The following is a 26,859-nucleotide window of genomic DNA, read 5'->3' as shown; positions in this document are numbered from 1 at the left end:
TCTACAACAGATGCTTTAAATAGATTTCAAGCAGCAGTGGAGCAAACTAACCAAGTTCTATACCTCTTAAAAGAGGAGTTAATTATTGTTCCTAATGACTACTATGCACGTCTTTTAACAGCAACAGCAGCAACTAAACAAATCAACACTGTAAAACCCAACAATGTTGGCAGTAAAACTCTTCTCAGTGTTGACTTAGGCAGAACTTCCACAAAAACTTGTGTGAGTCGTGAACCAGGCAGTGTGGTGTTCGTACCTGCCAACGTCAAGCAGATGTCAATAGAACAAGTACGCGGTGGTGTTTTTGAAGCCAGAGCTACTGACCCCTTAATGGATTTGTGGCTGGAGTATCAAGGAAATGGATATGCTGTTGGTCAACTGGCAGCCGATTTTGGGGCGAATTTAGGAGTCGGACAATCTAAGGTAGAAGCTGCACTGGTAAAAGTTTTAGCAAGTGCTGGCTACTTCAAACTCAGAGACGATATCTCAGTTGTACTTGGTCTGCCTTTTCTTTCTTTAGAGCAATTTGAAAAAGAAAAAGCACAATTGATTAGTCAAGTAGGTGGCCCTCACGTGTTGAACTTCCGAGGCGAATCTGTGTCGCTGAATGTCAGTAAGGTATGGGTAATGCCAGAGGGCTATGGCAGCCTGTTGTGGTCTGAAGCTCAACCTAAGAAAAGTCCTAACAGTCCCGATTTTACAAAAATATCGGTGGCGATAGTTGATATCGGACATCAAACCGTCGATCTTTTGATGGTAGATAAATTCCGTTTTACTAGAGATGCTTCTAAGAGTGAAGACTTTGGTATGCATAAGTTCTATGAACTGGTATCTGCTGAAATAGAAGGTGCTGATAGTCAATCTCTAGCGCTGATTTCTGCTGTTAACAAACCCAGAGGCGAGCGTTTTTATCTTCCTAAAGGAGCAAGCAAACTCACTAACTTAGACGATTTTCTTCCTAACCTCACAGAGATGTTTTCTCGTGAAATCTGTAGCCGTGTTCTAGCCTGGTTGCCAGAGCGTGTAACTGATGTGATTATTACTGGTGGTGGCGGTGAATTCTACTGGGATGACGTTCAACGTCTACTCAAGGAAGCAAAGATTTATGTCCATTTAGCGGCACCCGCTAGGCAAGCTAATGCTTTGGGGCAGTATATTTATGGTGAGGCGCAATTACGCGCCATTGATCGCCGTGCTAGGTCAGAAAACTGATGTTACTTTGAATTTATCCCAAAGCAAAGATAATTTTTGGTAGCTGTAAAGATTGATTTAACATACCAGTAAACAAATGAAAATTAAACTTTATGATGATGTCAAACAGAGACATTATAAAGAGTGTATTCCTCTTAACCAACCGAAAGACTTTAAGGCAGGACAGGAATTGCTTGTAAACAAAGAAAATATTTACAAGCTACCGGATAAAAATTGGGAAGTTTGTTATTTTGATTTAGAAAAAGAGGTGACTTACCCATTTCTAATAACGCACGATGAGATAAAAAATGATTCTAGAAAAGAAATAAATTTTTTAATTGTTATTGAATCTGAGTTTGAAGAACTAATTACAATACCCGAAATAAAGGAATTGATAGACTCTCAGAGGGTAGCGATATCTCGTTCAATGACTACATTAGCGAGTACATTTGAATTCCTAGATACTTATCAACCTTTTGAGCCATATTATCAAAGGCTATCTTGAAATAGGTGCGTGACTATCAATCGATAAGGGGCAACGCGAAAAAGTGAGATCGGGGTTTAATTCTCAGTTATATAGCTAGATTCTCAATAAAAATAGATGATTTATACCCCTAATTTTTAGCACCTCACCAAATCGCGTTGCTCCCAAATCGATACAGCTTGTTAACAATCACCAATGCCCTATTTGCAGTCTTTCCTATGACGATCGCACTATAAAAGTCAATCGCAACATTGAGCAGGAACTAGCTAAAAAATTGCGATTACTGAATATTGACGCTGCCGAATAATATTCAAAAGTAGACTTATGAAAAAGCGGGTAGTTTACCGCACTTCTGGAATAATGTTATTAACAGACTACGGTTGTACGTCCAATTGGGCGATTTTCAGGTTTGGGTTTAATTGTGATTTCTACATCATTACCCAAACTATTCAAATAGCTAATCAATCTATCAAGTGAAAACCCGCTTAATCGTCCTCTAATTAATGAAGAAACTTTAGGCTGATCAATTCCTAAAATTTCACCAGCTTGCACTTGTGTTAATTTTCGAGTAGTAATGATTTCACTAATTTTACGAGCAAGTTCGGCTTTGACAAGTCTTTCTTCGGGATTAGGTAATCCTAAATCAGCAAACACATTCCCGCTACTAACGTAAACATTATTTTCGTTACTCATTTTTTAGCTCGTTCTTTTTAGCTGTTTCTGTTGAATAATCTTTCTGAGCGTCTTTTAATCTCTTTTTAACCAAATCTATGTCTTGTTGCGGTGTAGCAATACCATGTTTTGATTTCTTTTGAAATGAATGCAATAAGTAAACAACTCCTGCAAATTTAACAGTGTAAATTGCTCTGTATGTATCCCCATCAAAATCATCTACAATTTCTAAAACGCTAGCCCCTGAAAATCCATGTAAAGGTTTTGCATCAGGATGCTTTTCACCATGTTGTGCCAAATCCAGGGCATAACCCATTACATCTTGTACATCTTCAGGAAACTTCTTTAAATCATCAAGAGCGCTTGCAATCCATTTAAGTGGTTTTTCTTGTTGTTCACTCATGCAATCTCAATTATGCTAAAACTGGCATATTCTGTCAACAAGTAATTTTGTTGTATCAAATTTAATCTATCACCATCAAATATTGATTAAATCTTGCAAGTGACTTCAGAACTAAAAATAGCGATCGCACTCCACCAAATACAATTAGGAACTAGTCTTGTACCTCAAAATTTATCTCACACTCCTAACCCACTCTGTAATCCCTTGAGCGATCGCTTTTGCCATTTTCTTCTGTTCTTCTGGGTTCACTACCTGCTCAAATTCATCAGGATTACTCATAAAACCCAATTCCAGCAATACTGATGGCGCAGCAGCGGGACGTGTCAGTGCTAGGTTGTTCCAAAACACCCCATAATGAGGTCTGCCGAGTTTTTTGACTACATAGTTCTGTAAAAATATTGCGAGGCTGTGGGCTTGGGGATGATACCAAAACGTGCCGAATCCCTTGGTTTTCTCGGCATCGCCATTATCGGGTAGAGAGTTGTGATGTATGGAAATAGCGATCGCAGGTTCTTCTTGACTGATAATTGCCTGACGTTCTACTAGCGAAACTTCCTTGTCGTCCTCCCGCGTCATCACCACCGTTGCCCCTCGCTTCACCAATTCGTCCCGCAACAACTTGGAAACTACCAAATTGACATCTTTTTCTAAATATCCAGTTGGCCCACTGGCACCAGATTCTTTACCGCCATGCCCTGGATCTAGTACAATCTTGAAATTAGCTAAAAGCTTTCGTCTTGTGTTCCCGATTTTAGGCGGATGACGCAAAGCCAAAACCAGGGTTGTACCGTCGTATCTCAGCTTGTATCCCCACTGTTGAGCTTTTTTGAGGTTAAAGGTGTATTTTACTTGTCCTGGGGCTTCCTGTTGCCAGTCTAGGCGATTAATTAGGGGGTTGTCATCCAGGCGAATGATGTCTGTTTGGGCAGTGGTATTGTAGAGAGTGAGAGCGAGAGTTTGCTCACTTTGTTGTACGCTCACGGGTACGGGAACTTGCAAGGGGAAAACTATCTCTGTCGCACTAGGGAGTTGACGGTATCCGACACTGCGAATTATTGTTTGTGGCGGAACTGCACCAGGGAGAATGCGGGTTTCTTTACTATTAATCCAAGCGCCATAATCTAGGCGCAACCATTCACCTTCCCTACCTGTAACTGTTGCGCGTGTGCCTTTGGGCAATGGTGTAAGTCGGGAATAATCGGTGCTAGGGCCAGTACGAGCAACGCCTAACTCTACTGTAACCTCAGAAACTGGCAACTGTGATCTTGAGAGGATTTCAATCTTACCAGATCCTGATTGAGTTATTGTCTTCCCATCAAGCGTCAGTTGAAATTGAGGTTTTCCTAGATCGGCAGCTGTTGCTACTGCGGTGCAACCTTGATAGTTGCCTACGCTAGACTGGGCATGAGGCTGATTTTGACCTGTCAAAGCTGCCAAATTACTTGGTAGTTGTGCTTGTTGAGGTTGTGGTAAAAGGGCAATAGTTTGATTAGCCAGGGTTACAGAGACATTAGCGTTAGGAGGTGCGATCGCGCTAAAACAAATTACTTCTCCCGGTAATCTGGCAATGTCAACTGCGGGAGTCAGAGAATCTTTCGCAAAGGCTACCCCCTGTGGTAGTTCAGGGCTAGCGTTAAGCCCGATCACCTTAATTTTAAGTTCTTGATTCTGGTGACGCACAGTAAAAAGATTTTCCCCCAACTGTAAGGGGAAACTAGGCGAAAAATGACCAGCTTTGCTGCGGTTAATTGGCTTACTATTGATCAAAACCTGACCATCTGGTGGTGCAGTGCCCAGAAAGAAGATTTTTTGGGCACTTGTCTGGTAGTTTGTCTGGGGAAAAACGACTATGAGAGATGGCTCTGCCAAGGTTACTGAGGAGGTGAGAATACAGCCTAATATTACTAATCCTAAGAGGTTTTTCACAGCAAATCACAGAAGATGACACCACAACAACTGTGGCACAATGACGGGATGTATTTTTAGAAGTTGTTAGAAATTCAAAATACTATGACTAAGTTTATCTTTGTTACTGGAGGCGTAGTTTCCAGTATTGGTAAGGGCATTGTAGCAGCAAGTCTAGGGCGTTTGCTCAAGTCGCGCGAATATTCGGTGTCGATTCTCAAACTCGACCCTTATATTAATATCGATCCTGGGACGATGAGTCCCTTTCAGCATGGGGAAGTATTTGTTACCCAAGATGGTGCAGAGACAGATTTGGACTTGGGGCATTACGAACGCTTTACCGATACCTCGATGTCGCGTTTGAACTGCGTGACTACTGGCTCGATTTACCAGGCAGTCATCAATAAAGAGCGGCGCGGAGACTACAATGGCGGTACTGTACAGGTAATTCCTCATATTACCAATGAAATTAAAGAGCGGATTCTGCGAGTTGCTAAAAGTACAAATCCTTCTGTAGTAATTACAGAAATCGGCGGGACAGTGGGAGATATTGAGTCACTGCCGTTTTTGGAAGCAATTCGCCAGTTCCGTAAAGAGGTAGGACGGCAGAATGTGCTGTACATGCACGTTACGCTGGTGCCGTGGATTGCCTCGGCGGGTGAAATGAAAACTAAGCCGACACAGCATTCAGTTAAGGAACTGAGATCCATTGGCATTCAACCAGATATTTTAGTTTGTCGCAGCGATCGCCCTTTACCCAAGGGATTAAAGCAGAAATTGTCGGGATTTTGCGATGTACCGGAAGAATGCGTCATTACTTCCCAAGATGCCAAAAGTATCTATGAAGTACCGCTAAATCTAGAACGGGAAGGAATGGCAGAACAAGTGCTGAACTTGCTGCAAATGGAACAACGTAAACCAGATTTGACGCAGTGGCAAACCTTGGTACAACGTTTACATAGTCCCAAGCACGAGGTAGAAATTGCGATCGTTGGTAAATATGTGCAGTTAAGTGATGCCTATTTATCTGTAGTGGAAGCACTAAATCATGCTGCAATCTCCACTTATGGCAAACTGCGCCTGCGTTGGATAAATTCGGAAAATTTGGAAACTGAACCAGCCGAAAATTATCTTGAGGGTGTCGATGGCATAGTTGTACCAGGAGGTTTCGGGGTTCGGGGAGTTGATGGCAAAATTGCCGCCATTAAATACGCCCGCGATCGCCAAATTCCCTTTTTGGGATTATGCCTGGGAATGCAATGTTCCGTGATTGAATGGGCCAGAAACGTAGGGGGATTAACAGGTGCCAACAGTGCTGAATTTGACGTTCATACAACTGATCCGGTAATTAATTTATTGCCAGGACAGCAGGAAGTAGTTGATTTAGGCGGTACAATGCGCTTGGGGCTATATCCTTGTCGTGTTATACCTGATACTTTAGCTTTCAAGCTTTATCAAGAAGATGTAATTTATGAACGACATCGACATCGATATGAGTTCAACAATGATTACCGCGATCTGTTGTTAAAGTCTGGCTATGTGATTAGTGGTACTTCTCCCGATGGACGTTTAGTTGAAATTGTGGAATTACCCAAGCACCCATTCTTTCTTGCTTGCCAATTTCATCCAGAATTTCAATCACGCCCCAGTACACCTCATCCCTTATTTAAAGGGTTTATTCAAACAGCGATCGCTCTTTCTCTTTCCACATCTAGCACACCAACACCATTGGAGGTGTCATAACAATTCGTAATGACGCTCGAATACTCGCTACCGCTACGCTAACGTAATTCGTAATTCAAAATTAATTTTTTAGATTTTGAATTGGTGCATAACAACATTAACTTAAGGCTTCAGTAGATTTGGACATCCAGGGTGCATCATTCGTAAATTTCGGACTTGAGGAGATGTTGTGGCGTACTGGGTGAAAATCCTTTACGAGAGGAAAGAATATGTAGTAAATTTTGAACGTGTCCATGCTTTTTGTTATGAACTGAATGGCAGAGTTACTTTTTGGCTACCCGATAGCGCCATTCCCATAGTAATTAACCCACAAAGTAACCTGGAAGATTATCAAAAAATTCTCGATTATTTAGAATGTGTGACAGGATTAGAATTAGATCATGCCCACTGGGTGAGAATAATTTACGAAAAAAATGAATATGTAATTAATCTCAACTGCATCAGTTCCTTTTGTCATGAACCGAACGGTAGGATAACTTTTTGGTTGCCAGATGGCACTATTCCCATCATCATCAACCCTGTGAGTAATCCTGAATCTTATGAAAAAGTTGTGAAATACGTTAAGAAAGCAACAGGATATTCTTTATCTTAGTGTGAATGAGGAACTTACTCTTGTTAAACTTTTAACTAAAGGTAACGTAGTTAGCAATACAGCACTTCCGGCAGCTATGAGGTACATCCTCAAAGCTGAAAGCTATGATAGGAAAGGGCAAAAAGAAAAACTGTACTGTATTGCATAATAGCTGTCAGTGCTTTAACCCAAGTTTTTCTAGTCCTCTTCTAGAGGACTTGCACCATTAGACAGGGAATTCTATTCTGTAGAAGTTATGCAAATGCCAGCGATTCTTTCTGGAGAAGATATATTACCTGGATTTGAGTTGCAAGTATAGGTAGGCGATAAGCCTGATGGCATAACTTTGCATTCTGGAAAAAAGTTAGTGTCTATGGCAAGTTGTAAACCAGATTTTTCTTCTAATTCGTAAAGACTGATGTCTCTAGCTGGGATTGTTTTAACCATAATTTAAAATCTTGAATAGTGTTGCCACGCCAACTTTGCTGCACCCACTATCCCGGCAAAATTACCTAACTCTGCGGGCAATATCTGTAAACCTTCTCGTGATAAAGGCTGTACTCGCTTCTCAATTTCTGCCTTTACACCTGGTAAGAAAAACTCAAAGCTGCCACTTATACCACCACCAATAACAATCGCTTGCGGTGTGAGTACATAAATCAAACTGGTCAAACCAATTCCCAAGTACTTACCATATTCTTGCCAAAAAGTCAATGCTGCGCCATCTCCTTGTTGGGCAAGAAAACCTAATTCAATGGGTTCTTTAAGAGTGCGGCGGCGAATTGCAGTCGCACAGGCATATTGTTCCAAAGAGCCTCGATTGCCACTATTACAAATTGGCCCATCAGGGTTGAGTGAAATTAAACCCAATTCCCCAGCGGCTCCTTGATGTCCAATAAATAGTTTGCCATCGAGGATAATTGCACCACCAACCCCAGTTCCTAAAGTTAGCAGAATCAGATTTTGAAAGTGGCGACTAGCTCCCAGCCAAGCTTCTCCCAAAAGAGCGCAATTAGCATCGTTAGCGATCGCAGTCGGTTTGCCAGTTTTAACTTCTAACCAGTCTGCTAAAGGCACATCGATCCATCCAGGTAAGTTAATGGCGATTTTGGCAATGCGTCCTGCGGCATCGGATGGGCCAGGAGTACCAACACCAATGGCAACAGCTTGATTTTCTGGATCAATTTGAGCGATCGCATCTACCAACACCGTCAACACCGCTTCCGGCGTTGTCGGTTGGGGAGCTGCCACAGTCAAAGATTGCAGACAAGTACCATCAGCGGCAAAACGCCCCAGCTTAATAGCTGTTCCACCCACATCAATGCCAATTACTTGAGAACTCACCACTTTAAAATCCTCACACCAAGCCATAAACCTTTGCGTATCCTCTGCGCTTACCTCTGCGCCCCTCTGCGTTTCAATTTCCACCCTTAATTCGCCACTATTTTCCGCAAATCTGTACTTAGCGTTTTGGCGCGAAAGAATTCTAAATTTTCTATTTTATTGAATGCGAGTCGTTTTCATTACCAATCTTAAGACGCGGGGCTTTCAATTCTGCTCTCTGTAAATTAGCAACAGTTGTGGTACGAAAACTCGATTGTTCCTGCCAAGCTGTAATTGGCGTACCCCTTAAGATACCAGCAAGAGCAACGGAAAGGATAAACCCGCCTGTAGCGGCAGCAATTAACGTTAGATTATCTTTCATACAAATCTCTCTATTGTTTATTTGTGTTTATTTGTCCTTTGTCCTTCGTCTTTTGTTCTTTGGGACTTCCAGAAAATAAATTATCCAATTTACTCAGATAATATTTTTCTTTCTCCCCCTGCCCCCTGCCCCCTGCTCCCCTGCCTAGACAGCGATGGGATATTTTTTTAGTTGGAAGTCCCTTTGTCCTTCGTCTTTTGCTAATGACTAATGACCAATAACTACTTTCGGATTCTATTTTCTCTCCGTAATCGGGGATTGACAAATTCATTTAACCCCTCACCAAGTAGTGATAACCCTACAACCATGAATGTCATCGTTAAACCAGGGAACAGGGTAGTCCACCAAATACCAGTAGGTAGAGCTTCTAGGGCTTGTTTTAAATCATGTCCCCATTCTGCCACTTCTTCGGGAAGTCCTAGCCCCAAAAAGCCCAAACCACCCAACACCAAAATCGCATCAGCGGCGTTGAGTGTAAATAGGACGGGTACGCTTTGAATGACGTTGAAAAACAGATAACGAGAAAGCACAACCCAAGTGGAAGCGCCCATTGCTTGAGCAGCTTCGATAAACACTTCAGTTTTCACGCTCACGGTGTGGTTGCGAACAACGCGGTAATATTGGGGGATGTAGGCAATGCTAATAGCGATCGCTGCATTTAATATCCCACGCCCTACTACAAACGCCAGTGTCACAGACAGCAGTAGCCCTGGTAGAGTGTAGATGCTATCCATAATAAATAGCAACACCTTATCCAACTTCCCACCGAGATAACCACTCAGCATCCCCAAAGGCACACCGATAATCATACTCAGCGCCGTTGCCAAAATCACCACCTGCAAAGCAGCTTGAGCGCCGAAGATTGTTCGGGAGAACACATCATAACCCAGGCGACTAGTACCAAACCAATGTTTAGCTGAGGGTGGCTCGTGAATTGGATTAGAGAGGAAATCTTTGGGGTTTTGCAGCCATCCCCAAGCCTGCAATACGGGAGCGAAAAATGCCAGGAAGATGAAAAATAGGGTAATGGCTAACCCGATGAGCATGAGTTTTTGGGAAAGATTGAGACTTTTGCCAAACTGTAAAAATGTCGGTAGTCGCCGTTTTGTAATGGCCATAAAGCGATCGCCTGGAGCAAAGCTTGATACGCTGACCATTTTACATATTAGATGGAGAATTGCGTAAACATCCTGAATAAAAGTCCGACTGCTTCGCGGTGTATACAGAGCTAGACTGAGTTAGAGGTGAAATTATGCCTTATTTTTAACCGTGATCATCTTTATCAACCAATCAGTCATCTTGATGATGCAGCCTTTGATTTCTTTGACACACTTTCAGTATTTTAACTGTTGTCTTAGCTATTAATACTTACTTAATATGTTGCACAATCTTTTTCATTATCTTTAGTCATTGTGAAACCTCTTCTACAGACTTACTTAGAACAAGAAATCTGGATACTAGTAAGAGATAAGTGGTATTTCGCCACAATTATCGGAGTTTGGGATGATTTGTTGTGGTTTAAACATAGAACTTACAACAAAGATACAGAGGAAGATACTTTCTGGGAAATGGTTGTGAAAATCAGTGAAGTAATTGCTATTGATAAAGTTAAGTCTATTATTAGCAGAAAACCAGATATGCTTATTTCACGGCTACTAGAAACTGAGCAAGATACAAGTGATCGTCATCAAGATAATTGATATTAATTAGCTCAATTTCTGAGTTAGAATCATCCTTTGCACCTGTCTCAAGATGCAAAGAATGAGCTGTTAAAGTTATCGGCTATGGCGCAATACAGTTCAGAATGAGCAACAAAACCCTGATGTAGAGACGCGATTTATCGCGTCTTAAAATAACAATTATCTACACCAAGAACCTATAACCCAAGCGTATTGGGCTATGGCAGGTATTGGATATTGGGAACTGCCCAATTCCTAATATCTCAAAGATTACTTTCAATCAACTGGCGATATTCGCTCTTTTGCTTCACGCCTTTGACTTCCTTCACCAGTTCCTTGTTTTTGAACAATTGAACCGTTGGCGTTCCTGTCACACCAGCATTTTCAGCTATATCTCGGTCTTTGTCGATATCAATTTCCACAAAGTGAATTTTACTGTCAAATTCATCCACCACTTTATTTAAAATTGGCTTCAGGGTATGACAAGGGCCACAGCCAGGAGAGACGTATTTAACCAGGAGTAAGCGATCGCTTTCATGGAATAATTTCCGTAAAGCATAACCTCCCTCATGACGCGTTCCATCCAAGTTAAATCCAGCTTCTTCCTCAGCTTCAGTCTTTTTGGCTGGCTGATGTTCTAATTCATTATCTGCTGTTTCTGCCTGTTGATGGAATTCTTGAATCAAGCCAGTAGATGACAACCAACGTTCTGCCAACATCGCCGCCATACAACCAGTACCCGCAGCCGTAATTGCTTGCCGAAACTCATGATCTTGGACGTCGCCAGCGGCAAAAACCCCTTCTACGCTGGTTTCCACAGTACCGTGCTTGGTGACAACGTAACCCACCTCATCCAGTTCTAATTGCCCTTTAAATAAAGAGGTATTGGGAGTATGACCAACGGCGTAGAATAAACCCTTAGCGTGCAGTTTGCTCTCTTCACCAGTTTTAGTATTGCGGATTTTCACCCCTTCCATGCGATCGCTACCGAAGATATCTACGGCTTCTGTGTTCCAATGCACCTGGATTTTCGGGTTGCTCAAAACCCTGTCTTGCATGGCTTTAGAAGCCCGCATTTTATCAGTGCGTACCAACATATTTACCTTGGAACCATATTTGGTGAGGTAAATTGACTCTTCCGCCGCCGAGTCGCCAGCACCAATTACAGCCAATTCTGCACCGTGGAAAATTGGTGTTGCACCATCGCAAATTGCACAAGCAGAGATACCCCGACTCCAAAATTCGTGTTCGCTGGGTAAACCTAAACGCTTTGCTGTTGCACCAGTAGCAATGACGATGCTGTTGGTTTTTATTTCCCTTTCTTGCGATCGCACTGTAAATGGACGCTGACTCAAGTCAACTGATATAACATCTTCAGTATATAGTTCAGCCCCCCAGCGCTCCGCCTGTGCCTTCATCTGATCCATCAGTTCAGGCCCAGTAATTCCTTTAGGAAACCCTGGAAAATTCTCAACTTCCGTCGTTGTCATTAGTTGCCCACCAGGTAATCCCCCGGCTTGGAAACCTTCAAATACAACGGGTTTCAAGTTAGCGCGTCCGGCATAGATGGCAGCTGTGTACCCTGCTGGGCCAGAACCGATAATTACCAAGTTTTCTACTGTAGGGTTAGTCATGAAAATATATGAACTCATAACGACTACGCTTAATATAGCACAACAATTTACGATTGGCTATGGCAGACGGTAAGCGATCATAAAACGCCTACGGTACTTAGTATCTGCTCAACGCTTGCCAAACATCCTCTTAAGCGCTAAGACTCTTCTTGCAGATATTTTCTGATAGTTTCAACATCTAGTGCTAAAAATTCTGCTGTTTCTTGAATACTCATACCTTTATCAACACATTTTGGGACTAATTTCAACTTTGTTTCTAGTTCAGTTTTCGGCTTAGTCTTTGCCAACATACTCTCGTACAATCGAGTATTTTTGAATGCATCTAAATCAAGCATTGTAGATTTCGTAGGTTAGGGTACGTATGATAGATATAAAAGCGTTATTTAGTGTATTATGTCCTTTGCGATTAAAGACTTAGAACAGCTACAAACTGAGCATCCAGAATGGCAGATGGAGCTGGTAGAGGGGAAAATTATAGTTATGGGGCCATCAGATTACGAGTCAGAGGAAATTGGCGCTCGTCTCATTACCTTCTTGAATAACTGGGTCATGTCGCGCAGACTAGGACGTATAACTGGTTCTAGCGCTGGCTTTATCATACCGAGTATAGAAGATGGTGACTCGGAAAAAACAAATCTGCGTGCCCCTGATGTGTCTTTTGTTCGCGCTGACAGATTGAAGAAGACCAAGCGCGACTTTGTAGAGTTAGTTCCAGACTTGATGGTTGAGATTAAATCTAAAAGCGACAGAATTAAACCGCTTGAAGAGAAGATTCAGTTATTTTTGCAACTTGGGTCTACAGTCGGTATATTGATTGACCCTGACAAATTGACAGTAACGGTTTATCGAATAAACCAAACTCCAATGGTATTACAAAATGGAGAGACACTTGTATTACCAGACTTGCTACCAGGTTGGGAACTAGCAGTATCAGAACTGTGGCCACCTGAGTTTGAATAAAGTAGTCTCACAAATGAAATTAAGAATCTAGCTCTTGGTGAACAACAGGGGCTTAGTTATATCTGTGTCAATTGGGATACAAGGATTCTGGATTGTCTAACCGGATCTTGCCAAACTTTTTTTCTGGAGGTGATAGGAAAGCGATCGCAGCTGGGTAAGTTACATCTAGAACACCCAAGCACTTCCTACCCCAGGAAAACACTTATGAAAACCGAATTAAAAGCCAAGTTTCTCCAACACATCCTCAACAAAAAGAATGAAAATGAGGGTTTTACACTTATTGAATTACTAGTAGTAATTATCATCATCGGTATTTTGTCTGCGATCGCTCTACCTTCTTTCTTGAACCAAGCTAACAAAGCCAAGCAGTCAGAAGCTAAAACTTATACAGGTTCGATGAACCGCGCGCAACAAGCTTATTACTTGGAACAAAATCAATTTGCAGCCCAAGCTGACTTTGGTAAATTAGGTCTTGGCGTGGCAACACAAACCACGAATTACATATACAAAATTACTGGCGGTGGTAGTGGTAGCCCCAGCCTAGTAAGTAACCAAGCAGATACAGTGATTGCTACTGCACCCCTCAAAACTTATGTTGGTGGTGTGAGTGTAGCAACACAAGCTGCTACCAGTGAAGCTACTACTATAGCTATTTTGTGTGAAGCAGACAAAGCAAGAGTTAACGGTGGTTTAGCAGCAGGTGATGCTACCGCTGGCGCAACCGGACCTAGTTGTCCCACCAACTTTACTCCTTTGAGATAAGTAGAAACATGATTTACTACGTGAGAATATAGTTCGGTTAAGCCACTTCATAGCAAAACTAATTCTTTATGTAGTTTGCATTTAACTAAATTATGTACTTTTTAAAGTGGGTAGATTTTTCTATCCACTTTATTTCCATAATGTGAGTCCTTGACAATATATTACCCATACATTTTCCCCAACAATCACAATGATTACTAATACATATAGTTGGCAAAATCAGGCTGAAGAATACTTCCTTCAAGAAAACTATCTGGAATCGTCAAAATTATATGAGCAGGCAATTGCTATAGAACCAAATGCTGTTTCATATTATTGGCATTTAGGATTGATATTATTATTACAAGGTCAAGAGGCAGAAGCTCAAATGACTTGGATGCTGCCAATGACAGAGGCAGACGAAAAGCATTTAGAAATTTGGACACTTGAACTGTTTGAATTTTTGCAAATAGAAGCAGAAAGGCGCGAAAATCTAAGGCAATACTCCATAGCCTGGTTAATTCGTCAGCATATGCGGGAAATTAATCCTAGTGATATCAATAATTTACTCCAGATTTTATTGCTTTCTCTCAAACTCGAAAAATTGGAAGAAATTGATGATTTGCGTGAGTGGGGATTAATTAAATTTTTAAATGAAAAGCAAAGTGCAAATGTCAATACCGAACTATTAACACAAGTTTTACAAGAAGTTTTAAGTACTATTCCTTTACATCCAATAAATTTAGATTTAGCAGAAGCTTGTTTACCTTACTTTTCTGATATTTATCAATGCTTCGATATATTACTTACGGCTGCTCTGCAAATTGGTCATACTTTACTACAGCCTGTACTAGCATCATCTCTTCTAAAATTACATTTACGATTGGAGCCAGAAAATGTAGAAATTTTGCGGCATTTAGCGATTTTTTATCAAGATGCTCGTAATTATTCTCAGGGGATAGAGACGGCTAAGTTGTGTTATTCCTTATCAGAAGGCTTGGCTGATAAAATTTTTGCACTCCATTTGCTGTTAAGAGGTCTAATGTCAGCAGGGGGATATTGGCAAGAGATATGTACAACTTGCCAAGAATTAGAAACTGTATTTCAACAGTTTATTCAAGCTCAACCAATTCCTTTAGAAAAAGGAAGAATATTGCGTTTACTTACACCATCTTTTGCGATCCCTCACATTAAAGATGCTCCTGCTGAATTCCGAGCTATTCATAATAAAGTAGCTGAAATTTTTTATAATGATCTTCAAGCTCTTGCAAAATCAGAAGGAAAAAACTACGAGCGCCAAATTATTAATCATTCCTCTTTAACTGCTCATTCAAAAAAATTAAAAATTGGTTATGTATCTTACGCTTTAAGAAATCATTCTGTTGGTTGGCTAGCTCGCTGGCTATTTCAGCATCATAATCGAGATAAATTTGATATTCATACTTATTTTGTTAATTACAAATTAGTAAATGACTATCTCCAAGAGTGGTATCTAGGTAATGCAGGAAAAGCCCGTCAATTAGGTATGAATGGTCTAGAAATTGCTGACCAGATATATCAAGATGAAATTGATATTTTAATTGACCTTGATAGCATCACTCTAGATGTTACTAGTGAAGTAATGGCACTCAAGCCAGCACCAATTCAAGTTACTTGGCTGGGGTGGGATGCATCAGGTATACCTGCAATTGATTACTTTATTGCAGATCCTTATGTACTGCCAGATGATGCACAAGATTACTATACAGAAAAAATCTGGCGATTACCCCAAACTTACATAGCAGTAGATGGTTTTGAAGTTGGTGTACCAACTCTCCGCCGCGATGACTTGGATATTCCTATGGATGCCGTTGTCTATCTCAGCGCCCAAAGAGGATATAAACGTCATCCAGAAACTATAAAATGGCAAATGCAAATTCTCAAACAAGTACCTAACAGCTACTTTTTGATAAAAGGGCCTGCTGAACAGGAAACAATTAAACGCTTCTTTTACCAAATTGCCGAAGAAGAAGGTGTAGATTGTTCTCGGTTACGATTTTTACCACAAGTTTATTTAGAGTCAGTTCATCGTGCTAATTTAGGCATTGCTGATATTGTATTAGATACATTTCCCTACAACGGAGCAACAACAACCTTAGAAACATTGTGGATGGGTATCCCTTTAGTGACAAGAGTTGGTGAACAATTTGCAGCACGTAACAGCTACACTATGATGATGAATGCGGGTATCACAGAAGGTATTGCCTGGACTGATGAAGAGTATATAGAATGGGGTGTGCGTTTGGGGAAAGATGAGGCTTTACGTCAGCAGGTGGCTTTGAAATTGAAAGCATCTCGACAAACAGCCCCGTTGTGGAATGGCAAACAGTTTACCCGTGAGATGGAAAAGGCTTACGAGCAGATGTGGCAAAGGTATATTGAGGGTAAATAAGCTTTTAGTGAGGGTTTTAACCCTCAAATTCAATATTAATAAAAGCTAGTACAATGTCTAAGCTAATAATGAAAAGTTTGTAGTAAGCACTGAAGTGCTTACTACAAACTTATTTATAAAGCGCTTCTTAAGATGCGCTCAAGCTATCTACATCGCAGGATAGAAGAGTTTCTGCTTTAGCTTGTGCGATCGCCTGTTGATTATCTGTTGCTAAAGCAATTCGAGTCTGAATTCTAGGCAAAAGAGTTTTCCATTGTGTATCACTCATCTTACTAAGCAGAGAAATTTCTGGCCCCTCAGTTATATCGACATCATCTTCCATGAGCAAATTCATGGTCAAAGACGATAAAAGCATATCGGCTTCTTCTTCAGAAATATTTTGAGTATCTATCAGGAGAGTTAAGTTACTTTTATCTGGGTGAGTAGTGAGAGTAGAAATGACACTTGCTAAATCTTGATATAGTAAGTCTTCTGGCTGTAACCAATCTGGAAAAATAATTAGGTTAATATCTCCTAAGCGGAAATTTTGACTCAGAGTATCTGCAAGATATTTACTAAATAGTTCTTGGAAGAGACTACCTATTTTATCTGAGTAAGAGCGACTATCTAGAAAACTAGGATTAGCTTGCATTTTTGCCTTGATTTCGGCGCTCTTTTGTTGGCGTAATTTAGGGTTATTGCCGAGTGCGATCGCTAACTGTATATAAGACTCTTCACTATCTGCGACTAAATCAGGTATATCTAATGTCTGCACCATTGCAGCCCCCATTGTAGAGCGAAAACTAGTTCCCAGTCTAGCAATTACTGGTAAATTAACCTGTAGTGGTTCTATTAAAGAAGTTGTTCCAGAAAATGGAAAAGAATCTAGATAAATATCGGCAATTTTGAAGTATTCTTTAACTTCTTGGCGGTTTGGCACGGGCTGAGGATCTAAAACTATTAATTTTTCTGCCGATATTCCATGCTTTGAAAACACTTTCATTAAGTGATTTACAAAAGCTTTCTTAGGATAATTGTTTGACCAATTTGGGCCAAATGGCAGAAGCACTAAAACAGAGTTAGGAACTCCAGAAATTATTTTTGCCCAAATATCAATTAGTTCAGGGATGATTTTAAAGAAGTTAGCACCAGAGATAAAAATAACTGTTTCTTCGGATATACCCAAACTTTCTCGATCGACTTTGACAATTACATTTTCTTCCTCATTACCATAACTAAAGCAATGAGCAGACCCTTCAAGTTTCACCAACTTTTCTTGATATTGCTGTTCTGCCGTTGGCGATGGATCGGTTAGAGTACCAGAAATGTAATAATCTATATGCCGCATTCCTGTTGTTACCACAGATCCGCCACTTGTAATTTGTATTCTGGCTAACCGATGCATTGATAAAAGGCAAATTTGATTTGTTACTGCCGTCACATTGGTAGCAATAAATAATATATCGAGATCATCAGCACGAATAATATTTACCTGTTCTACTAAATCTTGTGGCAGTAGTTTAAAAGAGTTAGCACAGCTTTGACAATATTGCTCTAGTTTATGACCAGTTTGATTAAGAGAGTACAAAATTACTTCAAAATCTCTACTGATATACTCATAAACAGGCAGGTAAGCAAATGTTTCAGAACCAGGTAGAAAATGTGCAGCCAGGACACCCAAGCGTATTTTTTTTCTGGTTATAGGTCTATCAACAAACTCGTAATCTACCTTATAACCCTTAACTTTTAGTAAATATTCTATAATTCCTGCACGTTTAACATAGATATCTTTAAGATTATGATCATTAAAATATAGGGCAATAAAATTAGAAATGGACACAAAATTATTAAGTATTGTATCCCACGATTGAGAATCAGAATTTTGTAATATTGATGTGTGTAAATAATTAATCCATCCTTGCATAAAGTAATAGTAATTATCTGCCTCACCCGGTTCTTGAAAGTGAACTGGGGAAGAAAATAGGAATTGTAAATAGTCCTGAACTAACCAATGGGGTATGTGAGAGAGGTTATGCTGTAATGGTAACTGGTCAGCACGGCAATACAGCATAGCTGCGAGTAAACTCTGAATTGCTTTTGGCTGTTCAAAACCTTGAGATATAGTTGTAACGATATTATTAACAAAAATCTGTTCTTCATTAGCCAGGCTTTCATATTTGATGCTACTATTCACTAACATCTTATGTGTTTTACCTAACAGACCCAGATACATATCTGTTATCTGCTCATCTGAAGCATTTAGACATTCTTCTGTTATTTGTTTTCGCAACTGATGCAATTCTCCATTTTGTTCACTCAAAGTTGCGTATCTATAAAGAGCTTGTTGCCTCGTTGCTTGAGGATATCGTGTATCGCTGTAAATTGTCTTAAAAAGCTTTTGATAATCTAATAAAATAGCATCTTTTAAAGCAGCATTCCGACGAGTTTGTTGTTGTGGATGTATCCTAAATTGGGATAAAACTTTGTCAACAAAACCGATTTTGTATTGACTCATAACTCTGAGCCACATTTCTAAATCTACAAGTTGGCAAAACTCAGAGTTAAATAATCCTACTTTATCAAAAACATCTTTTCTAATAAGTACTGTGCTTGGCTCTCCAATTTTATTAATTGGATTGTCAAGTATATTGGAATCTTGCAAAAGTTGCTGTCCTGATTGAATTGGCTTTAATTCTGACCAAGCTTTGTGTACATCCTTAGCTTCGTGATGCATTAAAAAGTTTGAATCATAGACAGTATCGCCAGTATTAGTGAAAAGTCTTCTCGGCGAAAAAACCAAACCTATTTCTTCATCTCGTTCAGCCAAATTAACCATTTCTTCAATAGCAGTTGGCTCTAATAAGTCATCTTGAAATAAAAACTTTATATACTTGCCTTTAGCTTGAGAAATACAAAAATTCCAATTCTGAGCTAGTCCATACTGAGTATGATGGAGAATTGAAAAATCAAAGGATAATTTTTGGTTAAATGATTTAGAAATCTCAACTGTTTTGTCAGTAGAATTATCGTCAGATAAGATAATTTCTATATTTGGATAGGTTTGGCATAATACACTATTAATAGCTTCTGCAATAAAGCTTTCCCCATTATAAGTAGGAATGCAAATACTTACAAGAGGCTGAAAAAATTCTTTTGGCTCTGTTTCTACATCTTGACTATAATGTTGTATTATTTTCTTGTTTTCTGCTTGAATTTTAAGGTTTAGGTTTCTAATTAAGTGAGGACTACAGCAAGGATCATATTCAAGGATCTTACCCCACTTTTCTTGCATGAAATTAACTGCTATCTCTTCAATATATAAACGTTCTTCCTTCCTAATTTGAACTTCCCAACTGCTGAATTCATGGTGAATGAGCTTGACATGAGGAAGATAAATATTTTTATATCCTTTCGCTATCAGTTTTAAACACAAATCCACATCGTTGTAGACAAGAGGTAATGTTTCATCAAATCCATCAACACTTTCAAACACGTCTCTACGACACATTAAACAATCTTCTGTTACGGCTGAGACGTTCTTAATCAATGCTATATTAGCTAAAGTTTCGTATTCGTCTATTTTAGTAAGTCCTTTATAGATATGACTAGCAATTTTGCCTAAACCCAGTGCTAATCCTACGTGTTGAATAGAGTTGTTGGAATCAATTAAAAATCCACTAACGGCACCAATACACTCTCTTTGGGCTTGCTCAACCATTACATTAAGCCAATCCCCTTGAAGAACCTGAATGTCACTACTCAGAAAAAATAAATAATCACCTTGCGCTTTTGTAACAGCATAATTATTTAGCTTTGAGTAATTCAATGGAATATTATGAGAGTAATACTTAAATCGATTAGGCTGTTGAACTTGCCACTTATCAATAATTTTTAATGGCTGAGATATACTACCATTATCTATGACAATTACTTCATAGTTCGGATATAAAGTTTCTGCAAAAATTGATTCTAGGCATTGATTGAATATGGAGCCAAAATCTCTTGCAATAATGATAATACTAACTAGTTTATAAGAGTCTATTTCGTAACGAGCATGGTAATGCCCAGGAATATTAGAGTCTGGTAAGATTGTGCCTTTTTCGCCTCTTCTAGCAAGCGCATCTGTCAAAGCCTTAAATCCTGCTTCATAGGCATAAGATTTTGCAGTCGTAGAAGCAGATGTAGAACCAGAGTGAAGACGCCAATGATATAGAACTTTAGGTATATGAAATATTTTCTCTGTTTTCTCTGTCAATCTCAAAACCAAATCGTAATCTTGGCTTCCTTCATAACCAACTCTAAAACCGCCGATTTCGTTAATAAGCGATCGGCGATAAATGCCGAGATGACAAGTGTACATTCGAGACAAAAATGAATCAGGACACCAATCTGGTTTATAAGTAGGGAAAAGAAATTGGTTGTTGTCATCAACTTTATCTTCATCTGAATAGATCATATCTGCATCTGGATGCTGATTGAGCAGCAGTGCTACTTCGTATAAGGCATCTGATGTTAATAAATCATCGTGATCAAAAAGTGCTATAAACTCTCCTGTTGCTATTTCTATAGCTGAGTTAGAGGAACGAGAAATATGACCATTTTCATTTTTGAAGATAACTTTGATGCGGGAATCTGTTCGAGAATACTCTTCTAATATTTTTCTAATATTAGGTTTGGTAGAAGCATCATCAGCAATACATAACTCCCAGTATGGATAAATCTGATTTAATACAGACTCAATGGCAGGTTTTAAGTATTGCTCAGGAGTATTAAAGACTGGGAATATTATACTAAAAACAGGTTGAAAGTCAAGACAAGAAACCGTTTTATTTTCTAAGGCGGAAGCGATTAAGATATCTATATCCCAAGCTGCAAGGTTTTGAATTAGTTTTTTTGCCTGTGCCTCCTGGTTTTCCTGTTTCAAAACAATTCTTGCCTTAATGCGTGGTAACAAAGCTTGCCATTGGATATTATATAAGTCTCCAACTAAGGAAATTTCTAACTCATTAGTTATGTCTAAATCTTCTTCCATCAGCAAATTCATGGCGACACTGGATAAAAATAGTTCAGCATCTTCGATTGGAATGTTACTACTGTCAATCAGCAGAGTAGTATTTTGACTATCAGGATAAGTTGCAAGAATTTTAATCACTTCTTGCAACTCTAAACCAATTGATTCTTCTGATTGACTCCAATCTGGGAAGATAATAAAGTTAATATCTTTCAGATTATTAACAATCTTTTTTGAATTATATTGTTGTGTACTCTCTTCTAGTATTAGTGGAAATTTACTAATCGGGAATACATCTATAACTCGTAAAATATTAGAATTTTTTGGTGATATTGTTGATTCTGATTCAGCACAAACTATGCTAATCATATCATTGATAAAGCGCAAAACAGAATCTTTGCCATATTGGACAAATATGCCTTGTTGATTTCGTACCTCTTGCAATGTTTCTCTTGCATATTCTACTTCTTCTAATCCATAAGCAATTCCCTTTAATTCCTTGTCTTCAGATTGTTCCAAAACTTTAGAAATAAATGAGCTTTGAAGCCATTGCTCTTTGCTAGTTCCTTTGATTGGCATTACTATGGAAATACACCCACATAAAGCCGCCATGTAAGTAATATAAGAATATGGATCATAAGAAATTAAATATTCTTTTATATTAAATATTTCAATAAGAACTTCTTGAGATAAATTATCATCCAACAGAAGGGAATTGGACGGATGAATATGGATCAATGGTTTGTGAAATTTGTGACCTTTCCTTATAATGTGACAATATCCATCTCTTGATCTGGCATTATTTTTTAATCTGGGTTCTACGTATACAGGGGAAAGAATATTATAGTATTTTACATTTTTTTGAGGATTGTATGTACTATAATGATAAATAAAATCATCTTTTCCCCATGTTGTATATATATCATGTGGACAATGAATGCCAAGTTCGCAAAGAATCCATCTAACTACATACTTTGCATTTACAAGATTGCCAACAACAACCTCTGAATATATTACAACCGTATTCTCATTGAGATCAGCTTCTGTTGCATAATCATCAAAAATATTGTTTGGCAATCTAGCTCCATCTGTGTCAAATATTTTGCAAGGAATATTATATTCATCAATGATTCGAGCGAGATTATAAAGAGCGACAACTCCACCCGTATTAAATTTAAATGCTGGAGCAGATATAATAAAGTTTAACTGACATTTTTTGGTATTTCTACTCATAATATTTACCTTAATAGTTAGTTTTTTTTGGCAAAAAAAGGGTTTAAATTATTATAGATATCCCCATTATTGGTAAGCAAAAAATAATGGTGTGTGCCGATGTATCTTTGAGTCTAAAAGCAAAAGCTATAACTATCTTTTATCTAAATCATTCATTCTATATATTGGATAAGCTATATAGGACTCCTATTTAATTTTTGAACAAGACTCAGTACTGATCTATGCCTTCTTTCCTGTTCCCTATTCCCTGTTCCCTGTTCCCTGCTCATGCAAGTAAATTCAGAAATAAAACCGGATTCCTATATATTGGATAAGCTATATATTGGATAAGTAATTGATTGTTTTTTGTTAACTAGTTTTACCTTCAATAATAGCAATTCTAATAAGTTTAGCTATCATGCGAATCTGATCTTGATTAACTGATGTTCCTGTAGGTAAAACTAAAATAATATCTGCTAATTGTTCAGTTTCAGGTAGTACTAGTCTGGCATACGGAAAATACGATCTGTAAGGCTCCATTCGATGACAACCTGGATAAAAATAGCGCCGAGCTATCACATTTTGAGTATGAAGAATTTCGAGTAGTTTGTCTCTACTTATTTTAGTTTTATATTGTTCTATTTCTAAAACAATATACTGATAGTTACATTTTTCACCTTCATTATAAGTCAATAAAGAAATCCCTGGAATATCAGCAAGCTCTTTTTGGTAACATCTATAATTACTATAGTTAACTTCAATAAAGCTATCAATACTTTCTAGGGAAGTTAATCCCATTGCTGCTGATATTTCATTCATCTTGCCATTTGTACCAATATAGATAACATTATCCATACCAGCAAAACCAAAATTTGTCATCAAGCGAATTTTTTCCGCTAGTTCATCACTATTTGTAACAATTGCTCCACCTTCAAATGTATTCAAAAACTTAGTAGCGTGGAAGCTAAAAACTTCGGCATCTCCAAAGCTACCAATCATACGTCCTTGATGTGAACAACCGAAAGCATGAGCCGCATCAAACATTAATTTTAAGTTGTGGGTACGGGCAATTTTACTTAAAACCTCCACGTTACAAGGACGACCCCACAAATGAACGCCAATAATACCTGTAGTACGTGGAGTTATTAACTGCTCTATTTGTTTTGGATCAATGTTGTGTGTTTTAGGATCAATATCACAAAATACAGGGGTAATTTCTTGCCATTGTAGAGCGTGTGCAGTTGCAATAAAGGTAAAAGAAGGGACAATAACTTCACCTTTTAAACCCACAGCGCGGATAGCTATTTCTAATGCTACTGTAGCGTTACAGCTAGCAATACAATGCTTTACTCCGACAAATTCAGCAATGCGTTGCTCAAATTCTTGTACATAAGACCCATTGTTCGTTAGCCATCTTTTATCTAAGATGTCATTGATGCGATTAAGTAGGTGTTCGCGGTTTCCAATATTGGGACGACCAACATGTAATTTTTCCGAGAAGGTTGGTGTTCCGGCAAACAAAGCTAATTCCTTGAAGTATTTTTTTATCTGAAACATTTTTTCTTTTATATTTTGGAAAACTTTATAAAACATTAAAAAAAGATTTTATTATGTTTTAAAAGTGAGGGTATTTGATATATTAAAAATAAAAGTAAAATGATATCAAAGGTTTATTCCATAACTTTTGCGTAAAGCACTGTTTCCCCTAAATGTATCGTGTAATGATCTATGTACAACTGGTAGCCAATATCTAAACTATGGATAAAAATAGGAATATCAAAAATGTCATTTGGTCTATGATATATAGAAATAGCAAGTTTTGGACGGAACTTACGGATAGTTTCTACAGCCCCATGTAAGGCACTTAACTCAGCACCTTCAATATCCATTTTAATAAAATCCACTCTATCTATACTTTTTTCATATACAAGTTGATCAATTGTGGTAGTAGCTATAGGTATTTCCGATGGAGTGTTACTAATATTTGCACTAGGTCCATCACCATGTAAATAAAGCTGAGTTTCTGAACTATCTGTTAGAGCATAATCACTAATAACTACTCTCTCTGCCAAATCCTGATTCTGCATCAAGTTGTAGCAAAATACATCTAAATTATGTGGCTCTATTTCAAATGAAAAAACTTTGCCTTCTGAGCCAATAGTTGATGCAAAAGCTATTGCTGTATCTCCAAAGCACGCACCAGCATCAATAACATAATCTCCTAGTTCAGGACATATTTTAACATTATTTCTATTAAAATAATATTGCTTAAATAAAAATGTCCAAGCCACATTGAGCCACCAGCAATCAATAGTAATATATTGATCTTCAAAGCTAACCGCATACTTCTGCAATTCACCAAAAATACCAGAGTAATCTGTATCAGATTCTGAAACTATCATTTCCTTAGCTTTCTGTCTGTCTCGCCAGTGTTGTTCATTATTGGTAGGTAATTTAAAGTGTAAATGTCCTACCATTCGGAAAAGTAACAAGTTTGTTAACCAATTCTTAGACTCAGAATCAGCTAGAATTTCGTGAACTTGCTGAAGATTTTCCTGATTTTGGAAAAGAAATTTAAGATAATAACTGTATGAGTCTATAAAAATCTGTCTGTTGGTATGATCGTTTGATAATGTTTGAAACATATCATAATCCCAGTTATTTTCCTGAAAACTATGAATATTTATATAAAACTCATGGATAATATCATTGATAAATTTGGACATAACTTTTTGTCACCATATTTCTAAGATATTGGGTTAATTTGTAGTAATTATATTTTCTAATAAAAATTTGTTGTAGTTTTCAAGAACTCCTGATTTATCTCGATCACCGATTTTGCGATTTCCAATATATATCCCCCACGGCTCTAAGTTTTTGCTGACAACTGAGCCAGCACCAACTGTAGCCCCTTCGCCAACAGTAACACCTGGTAAAATAACGCTATTTGCACCGATTACACAAAATTTGCCGATGTGTATAGGTGCTCTCTTAGTATTTCTATACTTTTCGTCAATTGTAGGATTTCCAAAACCCCATTCCTGAAAATCTTCTGAGCCAGTAAAAATTCTTACACCAGAAGATAAACCTGAAAAATCCTCCATTGTAAAATACTCACCTCCCGTTATTGAAGTGAATGATGCAATATGAACGTTGTTACCTATCTTGATTCCTTTTTTGGCATATATAAATACGAAATCATCAATTATGATATTTCTACCAAATTCTATATTTTCTAAACCTATTATCTTTGTATACTCAAAAATACTTACACTTGGTATCCCATACTTATTAATAGGGGTTTGCATATTTGTTAACCTCACATTTTGAATAATTTATAAATATCGATTCAATAAATTTCGCTTTGATTACTTAACTCTGAGCTTGGCAATTAAGAAAATAAGCTTGTTTATTTACTTGGCTTATCGCTATTTCCCTCTTGCTTCTTAATCTTCTCTAATACAACTTTGTAATCTTGCCGCTCAGGATGTAACTTCACTAGCTTCTCCAAAAGTTCCATCGCACCTTTCGCATCCTTCAATTGCAACCGCAGTAAAGACAGCTTCTCTAAAGCAAGTTGGTTTTCTGGTTCCCGTTGTAAAACCAACTCGTAGCCCCGCGCCTGTTGCTGTAATCCTGACTCAGGAGAAGCAGACGCAGTTGCTGGCTTTGGTTGAGTAGCCTGTTGGATTGCCGGAATTACTGCAAATACCGTAGAACCAAAAAACGAGAACATCGACACTATCGTGACAATCTTTTGCCGCCGCTGAATCTGCTTTTTGCGGGTAATTAGGTATTCTTCGTCCGAACCAGCCATGCCTGACATACTTGCTGCGGTAAATACTTAGGTATCAGCAAGCCTCCCGTTCTGAGGATACCCATCTGTTCAACAGAAACTAACATCCTCGCTAAAAATTTTTCACACAAACTTCAAATACTGACTCTGAAGACGAGAGAACCTTATGGTAAAACTATGCTGTACTGCCAATTTTGCCATGCGTAGTTTACCGCCGATCGCTCTTATACCTCAAAGCAAAACCCTACCCTGCGCCCTAAGAGGTCTTATTCTCTGAGCAAAACATAAAAATTATATAAAGATTTGCAATTATTTCGCCTAAAGCCAGATGTTTGCGATAATCTAAATAGCATTTAAATCAACAGAAAGAGTAAACATTTCTATTAAATTGCAATTTCCCTGTCAGTCAAAGACTTTCAAACTAGCTCGTATCCTATAGCTACTGCAACAAGCAAGCATATTTTTTCTAATTTAAACAAACAGAATTTTTCCAGTAGTCCTCAGTCACACTACTTAGTGGAACTTCCTTGAGGAGTAATTATTCTGATCGGCGTTCACAATAAATATCTTACGAAAGGTAGTGTTGCACTCTTGCAGAAAAAAGGTAGACCTAAAGGGGAAAAACAAAAGGGGCAAAGGTTAAAGGAAAAAGGGGAAAGATAAACATCCCTTACTCCTTATCCCGAAACTTTTATCTGGCTTCTGCAAAAAGTTTAAGGACTGCTTGGTAAAATTGGGATTT

General features: G+C 38.5%; 22 protein-coding genes. 8 read left to right on the top strand and 14 right to left on the bottom strand.

The window, feature by feature from the left end; translation table 11 throughout:
• The first annotated feature begins 81 nt into the window (after positions 1 to 81).
• Positions 82 to 1,212 (top strand): filament morphology actin-like protein FcmB, encoded by a 1,131-nt coding sequence (gene fcmB / locus QUD05_RS20150; protein WP_502911438.1) that lies wholly within the window; start codon positions 82 to 84, stop codon positions 1,210 to 1,212.
• A gap of 76 nt (positions 1,213 to 1,288) precedes the next feature.
• The gene (locus tag QUD05_RS20145) at positions 1,289 to 1,696 is read left to right on the top strand and encodes a hypothetical protein (protein ID WP_289797621.1); all 408 of its coding nucleotides are present in this window, start codon (positions 1,289 to 1,291) and stop codon (positions 1,694 to 1,696) included.
• 345 nt (positions 1,697 to 2,041) lie between these two features.
• Here QUD05_RS20145 and QUD05_RS20140 read toward each other — a convergent pair whose 3' ends face one another.
• From QUD05_RS20140 to QUD05_RS20130, 3 genes are all read right to left on the bottom strand, one after another.
• A complete protein-coding gene (locus QUD05_RS20140) occupies positions 2,042 to 2,368 on the bottom strand; it encodes a helix-turn-helix domain-containing protein (protein WP_289797620.1) in 327 nt (108 codons plus the stop codon).
• Complete coding sequence (locus QUD05_RS20135; RefSeq protein WP_289797619.1) at positions 2,361 to 2,750, bottom strand: type II toxin-antitoxin system RelE/ParE family toxin; 390 nt, start codon at positions 2,748 to 2,750, stop codon at positions 2,361 to 2,363. The genes QUD05_RS20140 and QUD05_RS20135 overlap by 8 nt, the downstream gene beginning before the upstream one ends.
• A 171-nt stretch (positions 2,751 to 2,921) precedes the next feature.
• Entirely contained in the window at positions 2,922 to 4,676 is a 1,755-nt protein-coding gene (locus QUD05_RS20130; protein WP_289797618.1) for an N-acetylmuramoyl-L-alanine amidase family protein, read from the bottom strand.
• A gap of 84 nt (positions 4,677 to 4,760) precedes the next feature.
• Here QUD05_RS20130 and pyrG point away from each other — a divergent pair, with 84 nt between their 5' ends.
• Both pyrG and QUD05_RS20120 read left to right on the top strand, forming a co-directional pair.
• The gene (pyrG, locus tag QUD05_RS20125; RefSeq protein WP_289797617.1) at positions 4,761 to 6,398 is read left to right on the top strand and encodes a CTP synthase; all 1,638 of its coding nucleotides are present in this window, start codon (positions 4,761 to 4,763) and stop codon (positions 6,396 to 6,398) included.
• A 169-nt stretch (positions 6,399 to 6,567) separates the two neighbouring features.
• Positions 6,568 to 6,990, top strand: a complete 423-nt coding sequence (locus QUD05_RS20120) for a hypothetical protein (RefSeq protein WP_289797616.1) — start codon at positions 6,568 to 6,570, stop codon at positions 6,988 to 6,990.
• Between the two features lie 219 nt (positions 6,991 to 7,209).
• Here the strand turns inward: QUD05_RS20120 and QUD05_RS20115 are convergent, their stop codons facing one another.
• The 4 genes from QUD05_RS20115 to QUD05_RS20100 all read right to left on the bottom strand — a co-directional run bounded on the left by QUD05_RS20115 (position 7,210) and on the right by QUD05_RS20100 (position 9,792).
• Positions 7,210 to 7,416 carry a hypothetical protein gene (locus QUD05_RS20115; RefSeq protein WP_289797615.1) on the bottom strand — a complete coding sequence of 69 codons (207 nt, stop codon included), beginning with the start codon at positions 7,414 to 7,416 and terminating at the stop codon, positions 7,210 to 7,212.
• A 3-nt stretch (positions 7,417 to 7,419) separates the two neighbouring features.
• On the bottom strand, positions 7,420 to 8,340 hold the full coding sequence (locus tag QUD05_RS20110) for an ROK family protein (RefSeq protein ID WP_289800022.1): 921 nt from the start codon (positions 8,338 to 8,340) through the stop codon (positions 7,420 to 7,422).
• Positions 8,341 to 8,464: 124 nt separating this feature from the next.
• Positions 8,465 to 8,674: a hypothetical protein gene (locus QUD05_RS20105; RefSeq protein WP_289797614.1), complete on the bottom strand. Its 210-nt coding sequence runs from the start codon at positions 8,672 to 8,674 to the stop codon at positions 8,465 to 8,467.
• Positions 8,675 to 8,895: 221 nt separating this feature from the next.
• Positions 8,896 to 9,792, bottom strand: a complete 897-nt coding sequence (locus QUD05_RS20100) for an ABC transporter permease (protein WP_289800021.1) — start codon at positions 9,790 to 9,792, stop codon at positions 8,896 to 8,898.
• 294 nt (positions 9,793 to 10,086) lie between these two features.
• On the opposite strand from QUD05_RS20100, the gene QUD05_RS20095 reads away from it, so the two are divergent.
• Positions 10,087 to 10,374 (top strand): hypothetical protein, encoded by a 288-nt coding sequence (locus tag QUD05_RS20095; RefSeq protein ID WP_289797613.1) that lies wholly within the window; start codon positions 10,087 to 10,089, stop codon positions 10,372 to 10,374.
• A 242-nt stretch (positions 10,375 to 10,616) separates the two neighbouring features.
• On the opposite strand, the gene trxB is transcribed toward QUD05_RS20095, so the two are convergent.
• On the bottom strand, positions 10,617 to 11,987 hold the full coding sequence (gene trxB / locus QUD05_RS20090; RefSeq protein WP_289797612.1) for a thioredoxin-disulfide reductase: 1,371 nt from the start codon (positions 11,985 to 11,987) through the stop codon (positions 10,617 to 10,619).
• Between the two features lie 137 nt (positions 11,988 to 12,124).
• On the bottom strand, positions 12,125 to 12,322 hold the full coding sequence (locus tag QUD05_RS20085; protein ID WP_289797611.1) for a hypothetical protein: 198 nt from the start codon (positions 12,320 to 12,322) through the stop codon (positions 12,125 to 12,127).
• 58 nt (positions 12,323 to 12,380) lie between these two features.
• On the opposite strand from QUD05_RS20085, the gene QUD05_RS20080 reads away from it, so the two are divergent.
• From QUD05_RS20080 to QUD05_RS20070, 3 genes are all read left to right on the top strand, one after another.
• Positions 12,381 to 12,947, top strand: coding sequence for a Uma2 family endonuclease (locus tag QUD05_RS20080; RefSeq protein WP_289797610.1), 567 nt, complete (start codon positions 12,381 to 12,383; stop codon positions 12,945 to 12,947).
• A gap of 204 nt (positions 12,948 to 13,151) precedes the next feature.
• On the top strand, positions 13,152 to 13,709 hold the full coding sequence (locus QUD05_RS20075; RefSeq protein WP_289797609.1) for a type IV pilin-like G/H family protein: 558 nt from the start codon (positions 13,152 to 13,154) through the stop codon (positions 13,707 to 13,709).
• A 190-nt stretch (positions 13,710 to 13,899) separates the two neighbouring features.
• Entirely contained in the window at positions 13,900 to 16,119 is a 2,220-nt protein-coding gene (locus QUD05_RS20070; protein ID WP_289797608.1) for an O-linked N-acetylglucosamine transferase, SPINDLY family protein, read from the top strand.
• A 127-nt stretch (positions 16,120 to 16,246) separates the two neighbouring features.
• On the opposite strand, the gene QUD05_RS20065 is transcribed toward QUD05_RS20070, so the two are convergent.
• The 5 genes from QUD05_RS20065 to QUD05_RS20045 all read right to left on the bottom strand — a co-directional run bounded on the left by QUD05_RS20065 (position 16,247) and on the right by QUD05_RS20045 (position 26,138).
• Complete coding sequence (locus QUD05_RS20065) at positions 16,247 to 22,342, bottom strand: glycosyltransferase (RefSeq protein ID WP_289797607.1); 6,096 nt, start codon at positions 22,340 to 22,342, stop codon at positions 16,247 to 16,249.
• A gap of 348 nt (positions 22,343 to 22,690) precedes the next feature.
• The gene (locus QUD05_RS20060; protein ID WP_289797606.1) at positions 22,691 to 23,914 is read right to left on the bottom strand and encodes an aminotransferase class I/II-fold pyridoxal phosphate-dependent enzyme; all 1,224 of its coding nucleotides are present in this window, start codon (positions 23,912 to 23,914) and stop codon (positions 22,691 to 22,693) included.
• A gap of 77 nt (positions 23,915 to 23,991) precedes the next feature.
• Entirely contained in the window at positions 23,992 to 25,047 is a 1,056-nt protein-coding gene (locus QUD05_RS20055; RefSeq protein ID WP_289797605.1) for an FkbM family methyltransferase, read from the bottom strand.
• 33 nt (positions 25,048 to 25,080) lie between these two features.
• Positions 25,081 to 25,629, bottom strand: a complete 549-nt coding sequence (locus QUD05_RS20050; RefSeq protein WP_289797604.1) for an acyltransferase — start codon at positions 25,627 to 25,629, stop codon at positions 25,081 to 25,083.
• Positions 25,630 to 25,730: 101 nt separating this feature from the next.
• On the bottom strand, positions 25,731 to 26,138 hold the full coding sequence (locus QUD05_RS20045; protein WP_289797603.1) for a tetratricopeptide repeat protein: 408 nt from the start codon (positions 26,136 to 26,138) through the stop codon (positions 25,731 to 25,733).
• Positions 26,139 to 26,859: the final 721 nt, after the last annotated feature.

Source organism: Nostoc sp. GT001 (assembly GCF_030382115.1).
Taxonomy (GTDB): Bacteria; Cyanobacteriota; Cyanobacteriia; order Cyanobacteriales; family Nostocaceae; genus Nostoc.
This window is presented reverse-complemented; position numbering and strand designations above follow the sequence as displayed.